The organism is Geomonas ferrireducens, assembly GCF_004917065.1.
Classification (GTDB): Bacteria; Desulfobacterota; Desulfuromonadia; order Geobacterales; family Geobacteraceae; genus Geomonas; species Geomonas ferrireducens.
In genome coordinates this window covers 1,095,410-1,113,889 of the sequence record NZ_SSYA01000002.1, presented here as the reverse complement: position 1 = coordinate 1,113,889, position 18,480 = coordinate 1,095,410, and the positions used below count along the sequence as shown (strand labels likewise).

The following is an 18,480-nucleotide window of genomic DNA, read 5'->3' as shown; positions in this document are numbered from 1 at the left end:
CCCGCTACCAACTTCGATAGAGGACTTAATAGATGACCAAGGCTAAAGCGCTTGTCATAACAGGCAACGGCACCAACTGCGAGATGGAGGCGGCCCATGCCTGCAGGCTGGGCGGATTCGACGAGGCGCGCATCGCCCACATCGCCGAACTCCTCACCGGTGAGGTGAGCCTGGACGATTACCACTTCCTGAACCTGACCGGCGGCTTCCTGGACGGCGACGACCTCGGCAGCGCCAAGGCCCAGGCGAACCGCCTGCGGTACGCGGCCGTCGAGGGGAAAGAGGAGCGCCTGGTGGATCAGATCACCCGCTTCATCGCCGACGGCAAGCTCATCCTCGGCGTATGCAACGGCTTCCAGCTCCTGGTGAAGATGGGGATGCTCCCGGCTCTTTCCGGGAACTACCTGAACCAGACGGCGACCCTTACCTACAACGAATGCGGCCGCTTCCAGGACCGCTGGTGCTACTTGAAGGTGGACGCAGATTCCCCGTCGCTCTACACCAAGGGGATCGAAGGCGGGGTTTATCTCCCGGTGCGTCACGGCGAAGGCAAGTTCCTCGTGGACGACGCGAAGACGCTCGACGCGATCGAGGCGAAGCATCTCGCCTGCCTGAAGTACTCCGACCGCAACTACAAGGCCGCCACCATGGAGTTCCCCGAGAACCCCAACGGCTCGATCAACGCCATCGCAGGCATCTGCGATGAGACCGGAAGGATCATGGGGCTCATGCCGCACCCCGAGGCCTTCGTGCACCGCACCCAGCACCCGCGCTGGACCCGCGAGGAGTTGCCGGAAGAGGGCGAAGGGCTCATCTTCTTCAAGAACGCGGCAAAGTACGTGAAAGAGAACTTTTAGTATTCCACTCTCTCGGACCATAACTTCGAGGGATACGACAAAGATCGACAGGTAAGCAGTTCTTTTATAAGGAGCAGTCGTGGAAGAAATGATGATGCGCAGGCCCGAAGAAGAGTGCGGCATTTTCGGTGTCTTCAACCACCCGGAGGCGTCCAACCTCACCTACCTCGGGCTTTACGCCTTGCAGCACAGGGGACAGGAAAGCTGCGGTATCGTCTCCTCGGACGGTACCAGCCTGCACGCACATAAGAGCATGGGTCTCGTCGCCGACGTCTTCGGCAACCAAGAGATCTTCAAGACCCTTCCCGGCCGGTCGGCCATCGGCCACGTACGTTACTCGACCACCGGCTCGTCGGTGATCAAGAACGTCCAGCCCATCAACGTGGATTACTCCCGCGGTTCCATCGCGGTCGCCCACAACGGCAACATCGTCAACGCCCAGATCATCAAGGACGAGCTCGAGGCCTACGGCTCCATCTTCCAGACCACGATGGACACCGAGATCATCGTGCACCTGCTCGCCACCTCCAAGGCCAATTCGCTTCTGGACCGCCTGACCGACGCACTGAACCGGATCCAAGGTGCCTACTGCCTTCTCTTACTGACCGAAAGCCGCATGGTGGCGGCGCGCGATCCGAACGGCTTCCGCCCGCTCTGCCTCGGTCGCCTGGGGAGCGCCTACGTGGTCGCTTCCGAGAGCTGCGCCCTCGATCTGATCGACGCCGAATTCATCCGCGAGATCGAGCCGGGCGAGGTGATCGTCATCGACAAAAACGGCATGACCTCCTTCTTCCCGCTGAAGAAGGCGGAGCCGACCCCGTGCATCTTCGAGTTCGTCTACTTCGCGCGTCCGGACTCCCACATCTTCGGCAAGAACGTCTATCAGGTGCGCAAGGAGCAGGGGCGCCAGCTGGCGCGCGAGCACAAGGTCGACGCAGACATCGTCATCCCGATCCCGGACTCCGGCGTTCCGGCCGCCCTTGGCTATGCCGAGGAATCCGGCATCCCGTTCGAGTTGGGGCTCATCCGCAACCACTACGTCGGGCGCACCTTCATCGAGCCGCAGCAGGCGATCCGCCACTTCGGCGTGAAGATCAAGCTGAACCCGGTGCGCGAGGTGCTCAAAGGCAAGCGCGTCGTCGTCATCGACGACTCCATCGTGCGCGGCACCACCTCCAGGAAGATCGTCAAGATGGTCAGGAACGCCGGCGCCTCAGAGGTGCACGTACGCATCTCCTCGCCGCCGACCAGCTACCCCTGCTACTACGGCATCGATACCCCGAACCGCAAGGAGCTGATCTCCTCGTCCCACTCCATCGACGAGATCCGCCGCTACATAACCGCCGACTCGCTCGGCTATCTTTCCGAAGAAGGTCTCATGTCTACCGTCGGCGCCGAAAACGCCGGCTTCTGCACCGCCTGCTTCACCGGTGGCTATCCGGTTAAATTCCCGCGTCTGCTCGAAGAGCCGCAGATGGGACTATTCGAAAAGGAGATCGAGAAGAAATGAGCGAGAAGGAAAGGCTGAAGAAGATCATTATTGAGCTGTCCTACGAGAAGAGGAACGTGACCTTGGCTTCCGGTCGTCAGAGCGACTTTTACTTTGACGGGAAGCAGACCACGCTGCACCCCGAGGGCGGCTACCTGACCGGCAAGCTCTTCTTCGATGCGATCAAGGACGTGGAAGGGGTTGAAGGGGTAGGGGGGCTCACCCTGGGCGCCGACCCGATCGCCACCTCGACCTCCGTGGTGAGCTTCCTGGAAGGAAAGCCTGTTCCGGCTTTCATCATCCGCAAGGAACCGAAAGGCCACGGCACCGGCGCCTGGTTGGAAGGGCGCAAGAACCTTAAGCCCGGTTCCAAGGTGGTCATCGTCGAGGACGTGGTGACGAGCGGCGGTTCCTCCATCAAGGCTATCAAGCGCGCCGAGGAAGAGGGGCTCAAGGTGCTCGGCGTGGTCACTCTGGTGGACCGCGAGGAAGGCGGCCGCGAGAACATCGAGGCGGAAGGGTACTGGCTGAAGTCCATCTTCACCAAGGCCGAGATCCTCGCCTAGTTCACCCGGCATCACCTGTTTCATCGAAGGCGGCAATTGTTCCATTGCCGCCTTTGTTTTTTGAACCTTTACCCCGGAACACAGAGGACCCGGAGGTGCACAGAGGTCACAGAGGGAAAGCTTTTAAGGGTTTTAGTCTTTCCTTTTCCTTTTGTTTTCTCCGTGTTCTCTGTGGACCTCTGTGACCTCTGTGGTCCAGCTTTGCTTCAGGTTTTATGGAAGAAATACTGAAAAGAAATAATGAGCTCCTCTCCCAGGTGGATGCCTGGTTTTCCCGCTGCATGGAGACCTACCCGGAGCACATCGCCTGCCAAAGCGGCTGCTCGGCCTGCTGCCGGAGCACCTTCGACATCACGCTCATGGACGCCTACTACCTGAAGCTGGGCTTCGACGCCCTGCCTGTCCCGGTCAAGGATGCGGTGCTGGCCAAGTGCCGTGAACGGCTCGCATTGATGCGGGAGCATTGGCCGGAGCTCGACCATCCCTTCGTGCTGAACTACCGCCCGGAGGAAGACTGGGAAATCCTCATGCCTGACGAGGACGAGACTCCTTGCGTTCTCTTAGGCGACGACGGGCGCTGCCTCGTTTACCAAAACCGCCCGATGACCTGTCGTTTGCACGGCATTCCGCTCGTCGACACGGAGGGGGAGGTGATGCACGACGAGTGGTGCACCATGAATTTCACCGAGGTCGATCCGCTTGCTCTGTCCGGGCTAACGGCGCCGTTTGATGCCATCCTCCGCGAGGAGGTGGCGCTGTTCCGGGATTTCACCGGGCAGATGCTGGGACGGAGGATGAGTGAGCTCGATACCCTCATTCCGCTCGCGCTGCTTATCGATTTCGACGGGTTCGATTGGAAACGCTGGGCGAAGGAGGAGGGCGAATAATCACTCGCCCTGCGGCGCAGCGCCTTTCGTTGCGGAGGGAGATGTAGCCAGTCCCCGCTCAACAGCCGCACGTAAGCATAATCAATAGGAGTTTTTCACGTGGCACTTCCCTCCACTATTTACCGCGCTTCCGTGCAGCTCTCGGACCTGGACCGCCAGATCTACGCCGAGCTGCAGACCACCATCGCCCAACATCCCTCCGAGACCGCGGAGCGGCTTCTCGCCAGGCTTTTGGCATACGCACTTTGCTACCGCGAGGAGCTCTCCTTCACCAAGGGGATTGGCTCCGGCGACGAGCCGGATCTCTGGAGCAAGGGGCCGGATGGGCGGGTGCAGCTCTGGGGTGAGGTGGGGCAGCCGGATCCTGAACGGCTCGCGAAGTCTTGCCGCCACGTGGAGCACGCGTTCCTGCTTGCTTTCGGGGCCAACGTAACCCGCTGGCTGGCCCAGCACCAGCAGAAGCTGGAACAGGTGAAGAACCTGACCGTCTGCCTGGTTGATTTCAAGTTCCTGAGGGAGCTTTGCGACGGGCTGGAGCGGGTCATCAACTGGTCGATCACCATCACCGAGGGAAATATCTACCTGACGGTCGGCGGTGGGAGTGTTGAAACTACGGTTGAGCATGTTTGTGGGCCGCAGCGCACAGCGTTGGTTTAAGGGGTAAGCCGGCGTTTCATCTAAAGGCAAATCCTCCCTGTTCCCCCTTCGCAAAGGGGGGGACGCAGGGGCTCATGCAGGGCTTCGTGGGGAGCTGGCGGGTTGTACGCCTCTATTCAGTGGGGAGTGCCACCGACGGCACCTCGGGCTACGCCTTTAGCATGGCGGCGAGATCGAGGGCGTTTTGGGGGGCGGCGCCGCCTGCGTCGTTGTTGAAATATATATACACATCCAAACCGCGCCCCAGGTACTTCCTGATGCGGGCCGCGTCTTTTTGCAACTCCTCTTCCGTGTAAAACCCGTTGTAACTCCCCTGCAAGCCGTGCCGCCTGATGTAGACGAAGTCCGCCGTGATGGGTGCTTCGTCCAGAAAGGTCGGATGGTCCGCCATACAGAGTGAGACGTTGCGACTGCGACAGAGCTTCACCACGTCGTCGGTGAGCCAGCTCTCGTTCCTGAACTCGAGCGTGTGCCTGCCGTGATAAGGGGCCACCTGGTCGAGAAAATTCTCCAGGCGCGGCACATCCGCCCTGAATTGCGGCGGGAACTGCCAGAGCACCACCTGCAGCTTCTCGCGCAGTTCTTCCGCCGGGGTGAAGAACCTCGCGACGGCCTCCTCTATGTCAACGAGTCTCTTTATGTGCGTGATGAAACGACTTCCCTTGATGGCGAAGGAAAAGGAACCTTCGCTTTCCTCATACCAGTGCTGGAAGGTCTCCGCCTTGGGCGTTCGGTAGAAGGTGACGTTCAGCTCGACGGTGTCGAACACGGAGCGGTAATGCTCGAACCACCGCTTGGCGGGAAGCCCGTCGGGGTAGAAATTGCCCCGCCAGTGGTCGTAGCTGAAGCCACTGCATCCGAGAAAGAGCTTCGCCATGACGGGTTCCTCCTCTACCAGGAGCGCTGCCAGCGCATGCCGATCCAGTCCGGTCCGATGGTCGGGGCGATGTGGGTGGCGTTTTCGGAGGTGACGAAGAGCTTGCCGACGCCGAAAGCGATGGCGCCGGAGGCGATGGCGTCGCGCCAGCGATGGCTGTGGTTGTCGACGCGGTTGTACGCGACGTAGGCGGTCCCTATCCAGGCGGGAAGCCCGTAGTGCCACCCGTAGCGCTCGCTTAAAAAGGCGGCGCCCGATCCGGCGAAGGCTACGTGTCCGGAGGGGAAGCCGTAGGGATGACCGTTAGGACGCTCGCCCCAACTGGTCTGGTTGAAGCCGAGCCTTGCCGCCGAGGTGATGAGCTGGTTGGCGGCTAAGTTGCGCAGCCACTGTTTTTCACCTTCCGCGTCGTCCTTGAAGTAGGCGACCGCGAAGGCAGTGACGGGAATGACACTCATGACTACGTCGCCGATGATGACGTCGTCGGCGTGGGCGGGTTGCGAAGGGAACAGGGTCAGAAGCAGGAGCAGAGCTGCGAGGCAGTAGCGGCGTCTTGACATGGGCGGCCCTCCTGTTGGAAGAGATTCAACCTCGGCAAGTATACTCGATGCGGCCGAGCGGGCCACAGGTTTTCTCCTGACGGGAAAAGGGCGGAATAGTCTTTGTTAGTATGATGGAGCGTGTGTTTTGCTACGAAGCGCTGCACGAGCCCGACGTTCCCCCCTTTGCGAAGGGGGGACAGGGGGGATTTGCCTTGTTCGGACCATAGCTACTGACAAAACGATCGCGCGCCGTGCACAAACAAAATGACGAATGTCGAACAATCCTTTCCCGCCCTGCCAACGTGAGCTGATGGACAAAAGCAAATCCCCCCCGTCCCCCCTTTGCGAAGGGGGGAGCGCTAGGGCCGCAGCGGCGCTTCGCGGGCCTTTTTTATCTACTGGAAACTCCCGAACTGGTTTCAGCTGTAGCGGGGGCGCATAAAAAAAGGCGGGACCTGTTCAGGTCCCGCCTTTTGATTTTGCTGATTACCGCTTGAAGGTTACATCTTGTGGCACTTGTCGCAGTCACCGGAGGTGGTGAAGGCATCTTTGCCGTTGTGGCATGCGCCGCAGGACATCCCTTTCTCCATGTCGCCCATGGTGTGATGCTTGGCACCGGCCTGCATCGGGAAGACCTTGTTGTGGCAGTCGGCACACTTGTAGGCTTCAAGGTGGAAATCATGGCTGAAGGTTACTTCGCCGCCGTCGTTCTTGAAGAGAATCTTGCCGGGCTTGTAGCCCTTGTGGCACTTGTTGCAGTCGCCGGCAACGGAGAAGGCTTCCTTGCCGTTGTGGCAGCCGCCGCAGGACTTGCCTTTGCCCATATCCGCCATGGTGAAGTGTTTGGCGCCTGCCTTGAAGGCGAAGAGCTTGGTGTGGCAGTCTTTGCAGCTGAACGCCTCGAGGTGGAAGTCGTGGCTGAACTTCGCGTCGGTGACCCCTTTGGCCTTCCAGGTGATCTCGCGCGGCTTCATCCCGGCGTGGCACTTGCCGCAGTTTCCGGCGACGGTGAAGGCTTTTTTACCGTTGTGGCATGCGCCGCAGGTCTTGCCTTTCTCCATCTGGGCCATGGTCACGCGCCCTTCTTTGCCGGTGAACACGACGCCGTTGTGGCAGGCCCTGCAGGAACCGACTTTGGCGATGTGAACGGAGTGGCTGAACACAGTCTGGCCCGCGCTTTTCACTTTGAACTCTACGTTGCGCGGCTTGCCCTTGTGACATTTGACGCAGCTCTTTTCATCGGCTACGCTGAAGGCCTTGATGCCGGTGTGACAGGCACCGCAGGACTTCGTCTTCTCCATCTCTGCCATGGTGAAGTGATGCTTCGCCTTAAGATCGAAGATAGCGTTGTGACAGATCCTGCAATTGTTGTTATATTTCTTCAAGTGCACATCGTGACTGAAGACAACTGCATCCGCGTTCTTAAGAGGGAACTTGACGTCTTTGGTTTCCTTTGCGAAAAGCGCAACAGGCGACGCGCAGACGATAAGAACCATAAGTAAGGCGAGGCGAAACTGCATGGTACACTCCTTCTGGCTATTTATTTGCTCTGCCTACCGGGCATAGCCGGGATAATATACACATCGCAACAGCCATCGTCAATTCAAAACTATTGATTGTTTTTTATGTTCGGCCATTTAAGGCACCAAAAGGGGGAAGGATGAGACATCTGTTGCTCTCTCTTCTTATACTGACTCTCCTGTCGCCGCTGACTGCACGCGCGGCGTTTTATCAGTGGACCGATGCGGAAGGCGTGATGCACTTCACCGATAACCGCAATAACATCCCCAAACAGTACCAGAACCGCGCGCGCAGGGTCGAGGTTTCCGACAAGGCCACGACGGCCGCCCCCGCAACCGGCGGGGCGGTGCGACAGGAGCCGCAGCAAAAGCCGATCGAGCCGGGCGGTCACGGCGAGCGGTGGTGGCGCGACCGCTACAAGGCACTTAGAAGCGAACTGAAGAGCCTGCAGGACGGCCGCGCCGGCAAGGAACAGGCGCTCGAGGAGTTGCGCCGCAAGCGGACCTTCTTCCACAAGGCGAGCGACCGGCAGGCGATAAACATCATGGAAGCCGACATTGCCGGCGACGATGCGAAGATAAGCGAGATGCTCAACAGGATCCAGGCCCTCGACCTTGCCGCGGCCCAGGCCGGAGTACCGCTGGAGTGGCGTCAGTAGCATCTTGGCGGGATTTATTAGCGGTTGCGGGGCTAGTTAAGCTGTGCTATAAAAAAATGCCGCTTAACACATGGAGATCCCGGATAATATGAACCAAATCGATAACATAATTGACAACGCCCTCGCTGAGGACATCCACACCGGAGACATCACAACCCTTTCCGTGCTCACCAGGCAGCGTAGGATGCGCGCGCGTCTTGTCGCCAAGGAGGCCATGGTCCTCTCCGGCATCGATGTCGCCCGCCGCGTCTTCGCCCGGCTCGATGCCGACATTACCTTCACCGCGGAATTCAAAGACGGTGCGAGCCTTGAGAAGGGGGACATCATCGCCAGGATGGAAGGGGATGCCGCCTCGCTTTTGCAGGGGGAGCGCGTCTCCCTGAACCTTTTGCAGCGCATGTCCGGCATCGCCACACAGACCGCCGCCTTCGTCAAGGAACTCGAGGGAACCGGCGCGCGCGTGGTCGATACCCGCAAGACCACCCCCGGCCTGCGCGTCCTTGAGAAGTACTCCGTGCGCGTGGGAGGAGGGACGAACCATCGCACCGGTCTCTACGACGGCGTTCTCATCAAGGAGAACCACATCGCCGCCGCAGGGGGGATCGCCGAGGCGGTGCGTGCCGCCCGCGCCTACATCCCGCACACCCTGAAGATCGAGGTGGAGACCGAGACGCTTGACGAGGTGCAGCAGGCGCTTGACGCAGGTGCGGACATCATCATGCTCGACAACATGAGCCTAGATCAGATGACCGAGGCTGTGCAACTAATCGATAAGAGGGCGCTGGTCGAGGCGTCCGGGGGGGTGAACCTGAAGACGATCAGGTCCATAGCCCTGACCGGTGTGGATATCATATCGGTCGGTGCGCTCACCCATTCGGTACGCGCGACCGACATCTCAATGCTCATGGAGGACGTTTGAAAGACTCCGGGGTCGACGGCAGGATCATAGAGCTGTTCCGCTCCGGCGACGGGGTCGTCTCCGGAGCTGCGCTCAGCCGGCTTTTAGGCGTTTCGCGCACCGCCGTCTGGAAGCACGTCAAGGGGCTGCGCGCCGCAGGCTATCTCATCGAAGCAGTCCCCTCGAAGGGTTACCGGTTGCTCTCCTCCCCCAAACTCCTCACCCAGTTGGATCTCTCTTCCGGCCTCGCCACCAGGAGGGTCGGTTCCCGCATCGTCTGCCTAAAGGAAACGGAGTCCACGAACCAGGTCGCCTTCAAGATGGCCGAGGAAGGCGCCGTCGAGGGGACCGTGGTCATCGCCGACGCCCAGAGCGCGGGAAAGGGAAGGCTCGGGCGGGTATGGCTGTCGCCTGCCGGCGTGAACCTCTACTGCTCCGTGGTGCTGCGTCCGGACATTGCGCCCATGGCGGCCTGCCAGCTCACCTTTCTCTCCGTGGTCGCCGTGGCGCGTGCCATCGAGAGCTGCACGAGCTTGAAGCCCCAGATCAAGTGGCCCAACGACATCCTGATCAACGGCAAGAAGGTCGCCGGGCTTTTGAACGAGATGAACGCCGAGACCGAGAAGGTTAATTTTGTCGTGCTCGGGATCGGGGTGAACCTGAACCTCAGGATGTCGTCGATAGCGGAGTCGCTTTTGCGCCATCCGGCCACCTCGCTTGTCGAGGAGGGTGGCGAGGAAGTGGACCGGGTCGCCTTCACCAGGAGGCTTTTGACCGAGCTTGACGAACTCTACGATGTCTTTCTGCAGGAAGGGGAGGGGCCGGTCCGGGCCGAGTGGCTAGAGCGTTCCGCGATCAGAGGGCGCAGCGTTAAGGTGAGCCAGGGAGAGCGCGAGTTCACCGGTGAGGTGCAGGGGGTGGATTCCTTCGGTGCGCTCCTTGTCAAGCTTATCGACGGCACGGTCGAGACGGTGCTCTCAGGCGACGTGGCACTGGTTTAAAGTCAGGTCAACGGCGTTAACGCAAAGACGCAAAGTCGCTGAGACGCAAAGAAGAAGCTGGTTTTAAACTCTCACCTTTTTAGATTTTCTTTGCGGCTTCGCGCCTTGGCGTCTTTGCGTTGAAGCTTTGCTTTCAGTTCTTAGTCTTGGAGGTTTCGTTTGCTTTTGGTGATTGATGTAGGGAACAGCAACATCGTTCTCGGGATATACGACGAGGAACGCCTCGTTCAGGACTGGCGGGTTTCTACCGACAAGTCCAAGACCATCGACGAGTACGGCATCCTGTTCCACGACCTGTTCCGCCTGTCGGGGATCGTCTTCTCGGACGTGAAGGACATCATCGTTTCCTCGGTGGTTCCCACCCTGACCGGGGTGCTCGAAAAGCTCGCACGCCAGTACTTCAAGATCACCCCCTACATCGTGGGCCCGGGGATCAAGACCGGCATGCCGATCCACTACGACAACCCGAAGGAGGTCGGTGCGGACCGCATCGTGAATGCCATCGCCGGCTACGAGAAGTACCGCTCGGCACTCATCATCGTCGACTTCGGCACCGCGACCACCTTCGACTACGTGAACAAGAAGGGGGAGTACTGCGGCGGGGCCATCGCCCCGGGGCTCGCCATCTCCATGGAGGCGCTGTTCCAGAAGGCGAGCAAGCTTCCGCGCGTCGACATCGCCCGCCCGCCGAGCATCATCGCGAAGAACACGGTGAACTCGATGCAGGCCGGCATCTTCTTCGGCTACGTGGGACTCGTCGACGGCATCGTGCAGCGCATGAAGTCGGAAGGTAAGGAGCCGTTGAAGGTCATCGCCACCGGCGGGCTTGCCTCGCTCATTGCACCCGAGTCGAGCACCATTGAGGCTGTGGACGAGTTCCTCACCCTCGAGGGGCTGCGCATCATCTACAAAAGGAACAAGCCTTAGAGCTTACGCGTAACCGGCAGATGCAGGTCCATCCGCAAGGCGGGTGAGGGAGGTTCCCCGAAATCCACTCCAGAGTTTCAGCCAGGTAGTTTGTAGTAGTCTGTTTCGTCTCAAGTCAGGTCTCGTTGAAGCGTAGGTCATTGATGATCTTCATTCTAAAGGGAGGGCACTATGGGAAGGTATGAAACGGCAAAACTGCGTAACCTCGGTATTGTAGCTCACGGCGGCGCCGGCAAGACCACGCTGGCCGAGGCGATCCTGTTCGATACGGGCATGATCGACCGGCTCGGGCGGGTCGACGACGGCAGCTCCACGATGGATTTCGAGCCGGAAGAGATCAAGCGCCGGATCTCCATCACCTCCTCCCTCGACCACTGCGAGTGGAACGGGCACTCAATTCACATCGTCGACACCCCGGGATACGGAAACTTCATCGCCGACACCCGCGCCTGCATGCGTTCCCTCGACTGCGCCGTGGTGATCCTCTCTGCCATCTCGGGGGTCAAGGTCCAGACCGAGGAGGTCTGGCAGTGGGCCAACGAGTTCGAGGTCCCGCGCATCGCCTTCGTGAACAAGATGGACCGCGAACGCGCGAGCTTTCTGCGCGCCATCGACGACATGGAGAAGGCGCTCGGGGCGCGCGGGGTCGCGGTGCAGATGCCGCTGGGCGCGGAGGAGAATTTCGAGGGGGTGGTCGACCTCGTGCGGATGAAGGCCTACCGCTACGCGAAGGACCTCTCCGGCAAGTTCTCCGAGGAGGAGATCCCGGCCGAGTACCGCGACGAGGCGCAGCGACTGCGCGACATGATGGTCGAGACGGTGGCCGAGGCGTACGACGCGCTCACTGAGAAGTTCCTCGACACCGGCGAACTCACCGAAGAGGAGATCATCGACGGCATCAGGGTCGGCACCATGCGCAGCACCTTCACCGCCGTCTTCTGCGGTTCGGCCGCGATGAACATCGGCGTCGCGCAGCTTTTGGACGCGATCTGCAACTACCTGCCGTCTCCCCTGGACCGGACGAAGGCAGTGGGGATCGACCCGAAGACGGAGCAGATCATCGAGCGGGGACCTTCGGAGAGCGAGCCGTTCTCGGCACTGGTCTTCAAGACCACCTCCGATCCGTACACCGGCAAGATCACCATCTTCCGCGTCTACTCGGGTGTCCTCAATTCCGATTCCCTGGTCTACAACTCGACCAAGGGGGTGCAGGAGCGCATCGGCCAGATCTTCGAGCTGGAAGGGAAGAAGCAGCACCCGATCAAGCAGGCGGTCGCCGGCGACATCGTGGCAGTGGCGAAGCTAAAGGAGACCGTGACCGGCGACACCCTCTGCGACGAGGGAAAGCCGATCCTCTACGAGCCGGCCCAGCCGCTCACCCCGGTCATCTCGTACGCCATCGAGCCCAAGACCAAGAACGACGAGGACAAGATCCACGGCGCCCTGCAGCGCATGATCGAGGAAGACCCGACCATCGAGAGTCACCGCGACCCGCAGACCCGCGAGTTCATCATCTCCGGCATGGGGCAGGTGCACCTCGAGGTGATCGTCGAGAAGATGAAGCGCAAGTTCGGGGTGGAAGTGCTCCTTAAGACCCCGAAGGTCCCATACCTGGAGACCATCCGCGGCAGCGCGAAGGTGCAGGGGAAATACAAGAAGCAGTCCGGCGGACGCGGCCAGTACGGCGACTGCTGGATCGAGCTCTCGCCGATGCCGCGCGGCGAAGGGTACCTCTTCGAAGACAAGATCGTGGGGGGGGTGATCCCGCGCCAGTACATCCCGGCGGTCGACAAGGGGATACAGGAGGCGGCCAAGGACGGCTTCCTCGCCGGAAACCCGGTGGTCGATTTCAAGGTCTCGCTCTTTGACGGCTCTTTCCACACCGTCGACTCCTCGGAGATGGCCTTCAAGGTTGCCGGATCCATGGCATTCAAGAAGGCGATGGAACAGTGCAAGCCGGTGCTCCTCGAGCCGATCGTCAACATGAAGATAACCGTGCCGGACGAGAACATGGGTGACGTCATTGGCGACCTGAACTCCAGGCGCGGCAAGGTGGTCGGCGTGGAGCCCAAAGCGAACTCGCAGATCATCAGGAGTGTCGTTCCGATGTCTGAGGTACTGACCTACTCCAACGACCTGCGCTCCATGACGAGCGACCGCGGCATGTTCACCTCGGAGTTCTCCCATTACGAGGAGGTTCCGAGTCACCTGGCGCAGAAGATCATCACCGAGGCGCAGGACCAGAAGAACAACAACCATAAGAGCGCTTAGCTGAACGTACTGCCCGGTCTCTTCGATTGAGGAGACCGGGCAGGTAATTTTTCGATGCAATAGGGAGGATGGGCCAGATGGCGAAAGAATTTTTTCCGGAAGAAGATGAAAACGTAGCACAGAAGAAGAGCTCGCAACAGAGGCTCCTTTTGCTGCTTCTGCTCCTCATCATCCTTTTTGCGTACCTGTACTTCTTTACCGGTCTGATCAAGCCGCGCGGGGAAGAGGCTTCCGCCCCGACACCGCCGCCTGCTCCTGCCGTGGTCAAAAAACCGCTGCCGCCGCGATCCACCTCCGCAAATGCTACGGCGGACAAGCCCGCCGAGGCTCCGGCAGGCAAGCCCGCGGAGGCTGGAAAGCCTGCCGCCGCACCGGCTGCTGCTCCGGCTAAACCGGAGGCGGCTGCTAAGCCTGCCGCTCCTGCGGCAAAACCGGAGGCGGCTGCTAAGCCTGCTGCTCCGGCCGCTCCTGCCAAACCGGCTCCTGCTAAAGAGCCGAAACCTGCTGCTGCTAAGGAAGCGAAGCCGGCTCCGGCCAAGGAAGCGAAGGCCGCTCCGGCTAAGGAAGCTAAGCCCGCCGCTCCCGCCAAGCAGGCAAAAGCCGCTCCTGCCAAGGAGACAAAGCCTGCCGCTGCCAAAGAGCCAAAGGCTGCAGCGGCCAAAGAGGCGAAACCCGCCGCGAAGACAGCGGCAAAGGCCAAAGCTGTCAAGCCCACCGTAGCCTCGGCAAAGGGGGGATTTGCCCTGGAGCTGGACAACGACCTCGCCGAGAGCGAGATCCCGTCGGTGACGAACAAACTGAAGAAGGCGGGTCTCACCCGCGTGGTCACCATCAAATCGCACAAGGGCGAGCCGATGCACCGCCTCTTCCTCGCTGACTTCGGCAACCACGACGAGGCCGCCGAGGAACTGGGGCGCCTGAAGGGCGTAGCCCCGAACGCCTTCATGCTCAAGGAGAACGGCCGGTATGCCGTCTATGCCGGTTCCTTCATGAGGGAAGGGAAGGCCGCCTTAGAGCAGGACCGTCTCTATGACAAAGGGGTTCGCTTGGTGCTGAAGAAGGCCAACATCCCGGTTACCGTGGTCAAGGTCCGCGCCGGCAGCTTCCCCGATCCGACGAGCGCCGAGAGGGCGGCGGCAGGCCTTAAGAAGAGCGGACTCACGGCTAAGGTCGTCAAAGCGGGGAAATAAAATTCCGTGTCGAAAGTTACCCTGAGGATCTCAGCGGCGGCCGCTCCTTACGCAGGCGCAGACAAACCCAGAGAGAGCCGGATTCTCGCCGCCTCCGGCAAGGTGCCGCTGCCGCCGTCCGACCTCGTGCTGCTTTTGTACTACCTCTGCCATGATCCGGACCAGGAGGTAAAGCGCCTTGCAGTCGGGACGCTGCGCTCCCTGGATGCGCCGTTTCTCGTCGGGATACTGGCTGATCCGGCGCTGCCACCGGTTGTGCTGGACGCACTGGTGCAACTGCACGGCAAACGCCCGGAGCTCGGGATCGTTTTTATCGGACACCCGAACCTCTCCGAGAAGGCGGCGGCGTGGCTTGCCGCACAGGGGATCGTTCCCGGAGTCCCCGCATCCGCCGCCGCGGACGGTCAGGAGCCGCAACGGCGGCACGATCCCGCCGCCGAGGAATCCTGCGCCGATGACGAGGAAATCGACGAAGAGCGCTTCCAGTCGAAGTTCCAGATAGCGCAGGAACTGGGGGTAAGCGAAAAGATCAAGATGGCCATGACCGGTGACAAGGAGTGGCGCAACATCCTGATCAAGGACAACAACAAGCTCGTCTCGGGCGCGGCCATCAAGAACCCGCGTATGACCGAGGCTGAGGTGCTCGCCATCGCGAAGTCGACGGTGCAAAACGATGAGATCCTGCGGGTGATCTGCGCCAACAAGGAGTGGGTGAAGAACGCGCAGATCAGGAAGGCGCTCGTGGAAAACCACAAGACGCCGCTTCCCAGCGCCCTGCGCTTTTTGGGAACCCTGGGGGAAAAGGACCTTGCCTCCCTTGCCAAAAGCAAGAACATCAACACGGTGCTAGCGACGCAGGCCCGCAAGATCTTGATCCAGAAGAAAGAAAAAAGGTAGTTCAGGGGGGACTTCGAATGGCTCTGGTGAACCAGGCAAAACGCGAAATAAACGCCAAGATAGTCTTTTTCGGCCCCGGCCAGGCAGGGAAGGGAACCAGCCTCAGGCACATCTTCAACAAACTGAAACCGGAATTCCGCGGCGCGATGAAGGTTATGAGCGTGCAAGGCGCGCGCATGCTGTTCTTCGACTTCACCCCGCCCGGCGACGGCAACGTGGATGGCTTCCGCGTCCGTTTTCACCTGTACACCGTCTCCGGACCGGTTGTGGATCCGGCCGCATGGAAGATGGTGCTTAAGGGGGCGGATGGCATCGTCGTCGTGGCCGACTCCTCGCCGCAGCGTCTCGATGAGAACCGGGCCGCCATGGACGAACTTGCTTCCTACCTGAAGGGGTACGGACAGGGGTTGACCACCGTTCCGGCCGTTTTGCATCTCAACAAGAACGATCTGTCCGATGCTCTCCCCGTTGCCGAACTGGAGCGCCAGTTGAACCCTTCCCGGCTGCTTACCTTCAGCACCTCCGGCCACAGCGGGCAGGGAGTGCTGCAAGGGGTGATGGCCCTGGTGAAGAGCATCCTGACTGGCCTGCGTGCCAAGGGCGCCGATGGGATCGCAAGCGGCGAAACCCTGCAGCACATGGTGGAAGGTACAGCGGCTCCCGCCGCGGCTTCGGCACAGGCGTCGGTAGAGCCTTTCGCCGAGGTACCCCCTCCCGCCGCAGCACCGGCCGAAGCGCCGGAGGCTGTCTTGGAGCTTGCAGAAACGGCGGACGATGCGCCGCTTTCCCTGGAGATCGCGGCGACCCCGCTCGTTGCCGAAGGTGACCAGATCCGCGTGCCGCTCACCATCCGCAGCGGGTCGCGCGAGAAAACCGTCGTGCTGACCCTTTCGCTTGGACTCTCCGAGGAGTAGCGCTTGGGACCTGAACTGAGCATCCATCTGCTGAGCCGCCTGCTGCTCGCTTCATTCCTTGGTGGGCTGATCGGCCTGGAGCGCGAGATACACGGCCGCCCGGCCGGTTTCCGCACCCACCTGCTCGTCTCGCTTGGGGCATGCCTCTTCACCATCACCTCGGTCGAAATGTACCGCGTCTTTGGAAATTTCAGCGGTAACGGACCGGTCGGTGTCGATCCCGGGCGCATCGCGGCGCAGGTGGTGACCGGCATCGGCTTTCTGGGCGCGGGCGCGATCATCCGCGAGCGCGCCTCGATTCGCGGGCTCACCACCGCGGCCTGTCTATGGGTCGCCGCAGCGCTCGGTATCGCCTGCGGCATCGGTTTATTCTGGCTTGCCATCTCGGTCACTCTCGTGGCGCTCGTCAATCTCCTGCTCTTGAAGGAGGTGGAGAGGAGACTCACCCGCGACACCTACGTGCTGGTGAAGGTGTGGGGGGAGGACAAGGGAGACTTCCTCGCCCGCGTCTACGACATCTTGAGCGATACCGGCATGGACAACGTGGACGCAAAGTTGCAAAAAGACCTCGAAAAGGGGGTCATATCAATAGAACTGCAGGTAAAGCAGGCGAGAAAGGGTGCGTCCGTCGAACTCCTTTCCCGCTTAAGTGCTATCGACGGGGTCAAGAGGGTCAGCGTCGACTGACCGGATGGGCAACGTTTCTGAAACAACAACGAAAGGAGAACAGAGCATGGCGGAACTGAAAGGAAGCAAGACCGAGAAGAACCTGATGGAAGCATTCGCCGGCGAGTCGATGGCGCGCAACAAGTACACCTACTACGCGGCAGTGGCCAAGAAGGAAGGGTACGAGCAGATCGCGGCACTGTTTCTCGAAACGGCTGAGAACGAGAAGGAGCACGCGAAACTCCACTTCAAGGCTTTGAGCGGCCTTGGCGACACCGTGACCAACCTGAAGGCAGCGGCGGCGGGCGAGTACGCCGAGTGGGTCGACATGTATCCCCGTATGGCCAAGGAGGCGCGCGAGGAGGGGTTCACCGCGCTGGCGACCATGTTCGACGGCATCGCAGCCATTGAAAAGGCACACCAGGAGCGTTACAAGGCGCTGCTTGCCGCGGTTGAAGAGGGGACCGTCTTCAAGGAAGAGGCCCCGACCAGCTGGAAATGCCGTAACTGCGGCCATATCCACGAGGGGACCGACGCCCCGGACATCTGTCCGGTCTGCCACCACCCGAAGGCGCACTTCGAGCGTCTCGCCGAAAACTACTAGGCTACGGAGGCGGGGGAGATGCTCCCCCGCCTTTTTTATGCCTCAACTCCTGCGTTTGCCTCCGCCACACCTGAGCCCGGTTCCCCGAAAGCAGCAAAACTCCTTGTATACGGACGACTTTACATGCTATGATTCGTGCGTTTTTCATTAGCAAAGGAGGCATGCATGGCAATCATCACAATATCCAGGGAGATGGGTACCGGCGCCTACGCCATCGCGAAGGAACTTGCGAAAAAGCTCAAGTACACCCTCGTTGACCGGGTGAAGATCGAAGAGCTCGCTCCTTCCTATGGGCTGACCCCGGAAATCCTGGAACGGGTGGACGAGAAGCCCCCGTCATACCGTACCGCGGAAGACCGCCTGCAGGCAGCCCACCTTGCCACCATGGAGCTGATCCTTTTGGACTGCGCCAAGAAGGGGAACGTCATCCTTTACGGCAGGGGCGCTCAGGACCTCATCAAGGGACTCACCAACGTGCTCAAGGTACGTTTCGTCGCGCCGTTTGAAGACCGGGTGGAGAAATTCGCGGAAAGGGAGTGGATCGATCCGGACCTGGCCCGTGAGTTGATCCGCAGAAGTGATCACCAGCTCGGCGGTTTCATCCACTTCTATTTCGACCGCGACTGGAACGACCCGCTGGCTTACGACCTTCTTTTCAACACTAAGGTCTGCAGCCCGCACGCCATGATCGAGTCAGTCATCGCCGCTTCCAAGGACGCGCGTCTCAAGGAAGGGGAGGAGGAGTCGATGGCGCTCCTCGATGATCTCATCTTGGCCAAGAAGGTGGAGGCGGAGCTGCTGAAATCGTCGCTTGCCCGCGCCCTGAAGTTCTGCATCAGCTGCGAGGACGGTGTGGTCACCATCGCCGGCCACGTGCAGGCGGAGGAGGAGATCGAGGAGGCCGTCAAGCTGGCCATGTCGGTGAAGGGTGTGGTTGACGTGGAGAGTGAGCTCGATGTGCTGAGCTACAAGCCGATGAAAGACTAGAGGCAGGACTAAGCGCACCAACCGGACATATACGAACGGCAAGGGCCGGGCGGCACGGGGTGGCGGAAAAA

19 protein-coding genes are annotated in these 18,480 nt (G+C 60.6%); 16 read left to right on the top strand and 3 right to left on the bottom strand.

Annotation, left to right across the window (positions count from 1 at the left end; translation table 11 throughout):
- Nucleotides 1-32: 32 nt before the first annotated feature.
- From E8L22_RS13690 to E8L22_RS13670, 5 genes are all read left to right on the top strand, one after another.
- Entirely contained in the window at nt 33-857 is an 825-nt protein-coding gene (locus E8L22_RS13690; RefSeq protein WP_136525700.1) for a phosphoribosylformylglycinamidine synthase subunit PurQ, read from the top strand.
- A gap of 88 nt (nt 858-945) precedes the next feature.
- A complete protein-coding gene (gene purF / locus E8L22_RS13685) occupies nt 946-2,367 on the top strand; it encodes an amidophosphoribosyltransferase (protein ID WP_136526107.1) in 1,422 nt (473 codons plus the stop codon).
- Entirely contained in the window at nt 2,364-2,912 is a 549-nt protein-coding gene (gene pyrE, locus E8L22_RS13680; RefSeq protein ID WP_136525699.1) for an orotate phosphoribosyltransferase, read from the top strand. The genes purF and pyrE overlap by 4 nt, the downstream gene beginning before the upstream one ends.
- Nucleotides 2,913-3,127: 215 nt before the next feature.
- Entirely contained in the window at nt 3,128-3,799 is a 672-nt protein-coding gene (locus tag E8L22_RS13675) for a YkgJ family cysteine cluster protein (protein WP_136525698.1), read from the top strand.
- A 99-nt stretch (nt 3,800-3,898) separates the two neighbouring features.
- Nucleotides 3,899-4,456: a YaeQ family protein gene (locus E8L22_RS13670; RefSeq protein ID WP_136525697.1), complete on the top strand. Its 558-nt coding sequence runs from the start codon at nt 3,899-3,901 to the stop codon at nt 4,454-4,456.
- A gap of 148 nt (nt 4,457-4,604) precedes the next feature.
- Here the strand turns inward: E8L22_RS13670 and E8L22_RS13665 are convergent, their stop codons facing one another.
- The 3 genes from E8L22_RS13665 to E8L22_RS13655 all read right to left on the bottom strand — a co-directional run bounded on the left by E8L22_RS13665 (nt 4,605) and on the right by E8L22_RS13655 (nt 7,395).
- Nucleotides 4,605-5,333 (bottom strand): DUF72 domain-containing protein, encoded by a 729-nt coding sequence (locus E8L22_RS13665; RefSeq protein ID WP_136525696.1) that lies wholly within the window; start codon nt 5,331-5,333, stop codon nt 4,605-4,607.
- 14 nt (nt 5,334-5,347) lie between these two features.
- A complete protein-coding gene (locus tag E8L22_RS13660; RefSeq protein WP_136525695.1) occupies nt 5,348-5,893 on the bottom strand; it encodes a phosphatase PAP2 family protein in 546 nt (181 codons plus the stop codon).
- A 482-nt stretch (nt 5,894-6,375) separates the two neighbouring features.
- A complete protein-coding gene (locus E8L22_RS13655; RefSeq protein ID WP_136525694.1) occupies nt 6,376-7,395 on the bottom strand; it encodes a cytochrome c3 family protein in 1,020 nt (339 codons plus the stop codon).
- A gap of 140 nt (nt 7,396-7,535) precedes the next feature.
- Between E8L22_RS13655 and E8L22_RS13650 the strand changes: the two genes are divergently transcribed.
- From E8L22_RS13650 to E8L22_RS13600, 11 genes are all read left to right on the top strand, one after another.
- A complete protein-coding gene (locus E8L22_RS13650) occupies nt 7,536-8,054 on the top strand; it encodes a DUF4124 domain-containing protein (protein ID WP_136525693.1) in 519 nt (172 codons plus the stop codon).
- An 88-nt stretch (nt 8,055-8,142) separates the two neighbouring features.
- The gene (gene nadC / locus E8L22_RS13645; RefSeq protein ID WP_136525692.1) at nt 8,143-8,973 is read left to right on the top strand and encodes a carboxylating nicotinate-nucleotide diphosphorylase; all 831 of its coding nucleotides are present in this window, start codon (nt 8,143-8,145) and stop codon (nt 8,971-8,973) included.
- On the top strand, nt 8,970-9,953 hold the full coding sequence (locus E8L22_RS13640; protein WP_136525691.1) for a biotin--[acetyl-CoA-carboxylase] ligase: 984 nt from the start codon (nt 8,970-8,972) through the stop codon (nt 9,951-9,953). The genes nadC and E8L22_RS13640 overlap by 4 nt, the downstream gene beginning before the upstream one ends.
- Nucleotides 9,954-10,112: 159 nt before the next feature.
- Nucleotides 10,113-10,880 (top strand): type III pantothenate kinase, encoded by a 768-nt coding sequence (locus E8L22_RS13635; protein WP_129126276.1) that lies wholly within the window; start codon nt 10,113-10,115, stop codon nt 10,878-10,880.
- 171 nt (nt 10,881-11,051) lie between these two features.
- Nucleotides 11,052-13,151: an elongation factor G gene (gene fusA / locus E8L22_RS13630; protein WP_136525690.1), complete on the top strand. Its 2,100-nt coding sequence runs from the start codon at nt 11,052-11,054 to the stop codon at nt 13,149-13,151.
- A 77-nt stretch (nt 13,152-13,228) separates the two neighbouring features.
- Nucleotides 13,229-14,341, top strand: a complete 1,113-nt coding sequence (locus tag E8L22_RS13625) for an SPOR domain-containing protein (RefSeq protein WP_136525689.1) — start codon at nt 13,229-13,231, stop codon at nt 14,339-14,341.
- A gap of 6 nt (nt 14,342-14,347) precedes the next feature.
- Entirely contained in the window at nt 14,348-15,238 is an 891-nt protein-coding gene (locus tag E8L22_RS13620; protein ID WP_136525688.1) for a hypothetical protein, read from the top strand.
- Between the two features lie 17 nt (nt 15,239-15,255).
- The gene (locus E8L22_RS13615) at nt 15,256-16,152 is read left to right on the top strand and encodes a GTP-binding protein (RefSeq protein ID WP_136525687.1); all 897 of its coding nucleotides are present in this window, start codon (nt 15,256-15,258) and stop codon (nt 16,150-16,152) included.
- 3 nt (nt 16,153-16,155) lie between these two features.
- Complete coding sequence (locus E8L22_RS13610; protein WP_136525686.1) at nt 16,156-16,839, top strand: MgtC/SapB family protein; 684 nt, start codon at nt 16,156-16,158, stop codon at nt 16,837-16,839.
- A gap of 46 nt (nt 16,840-16,885) precedes the next feature.
- On the top strand, nt 16,886-17,422 hold the full coding sequence (rbr, locus tag E8L22_RS13605) for a rubrerythrin (protein WP_136525685.1): 537 nt from the start codon (nt 16,886-16,888) through the stop codon (nt 17,420-17,422).
- A 165-nt stretch (nt 17,423-17,587) separates the two neighbouring features.
- On the top strand, nt 17,588-18,409 hold the full coding sequence (locus E8L22_RS13600; protein ID WP_136525684.1) for a cytidylate kinase family protein: 822 nt from the start codon (nt 17,588-17,590) through the stop codon (nt 18,407-18,409).
- The last annotated feature ends 71 nt before the right edge of the window (nt 18,410-18,480 follow it).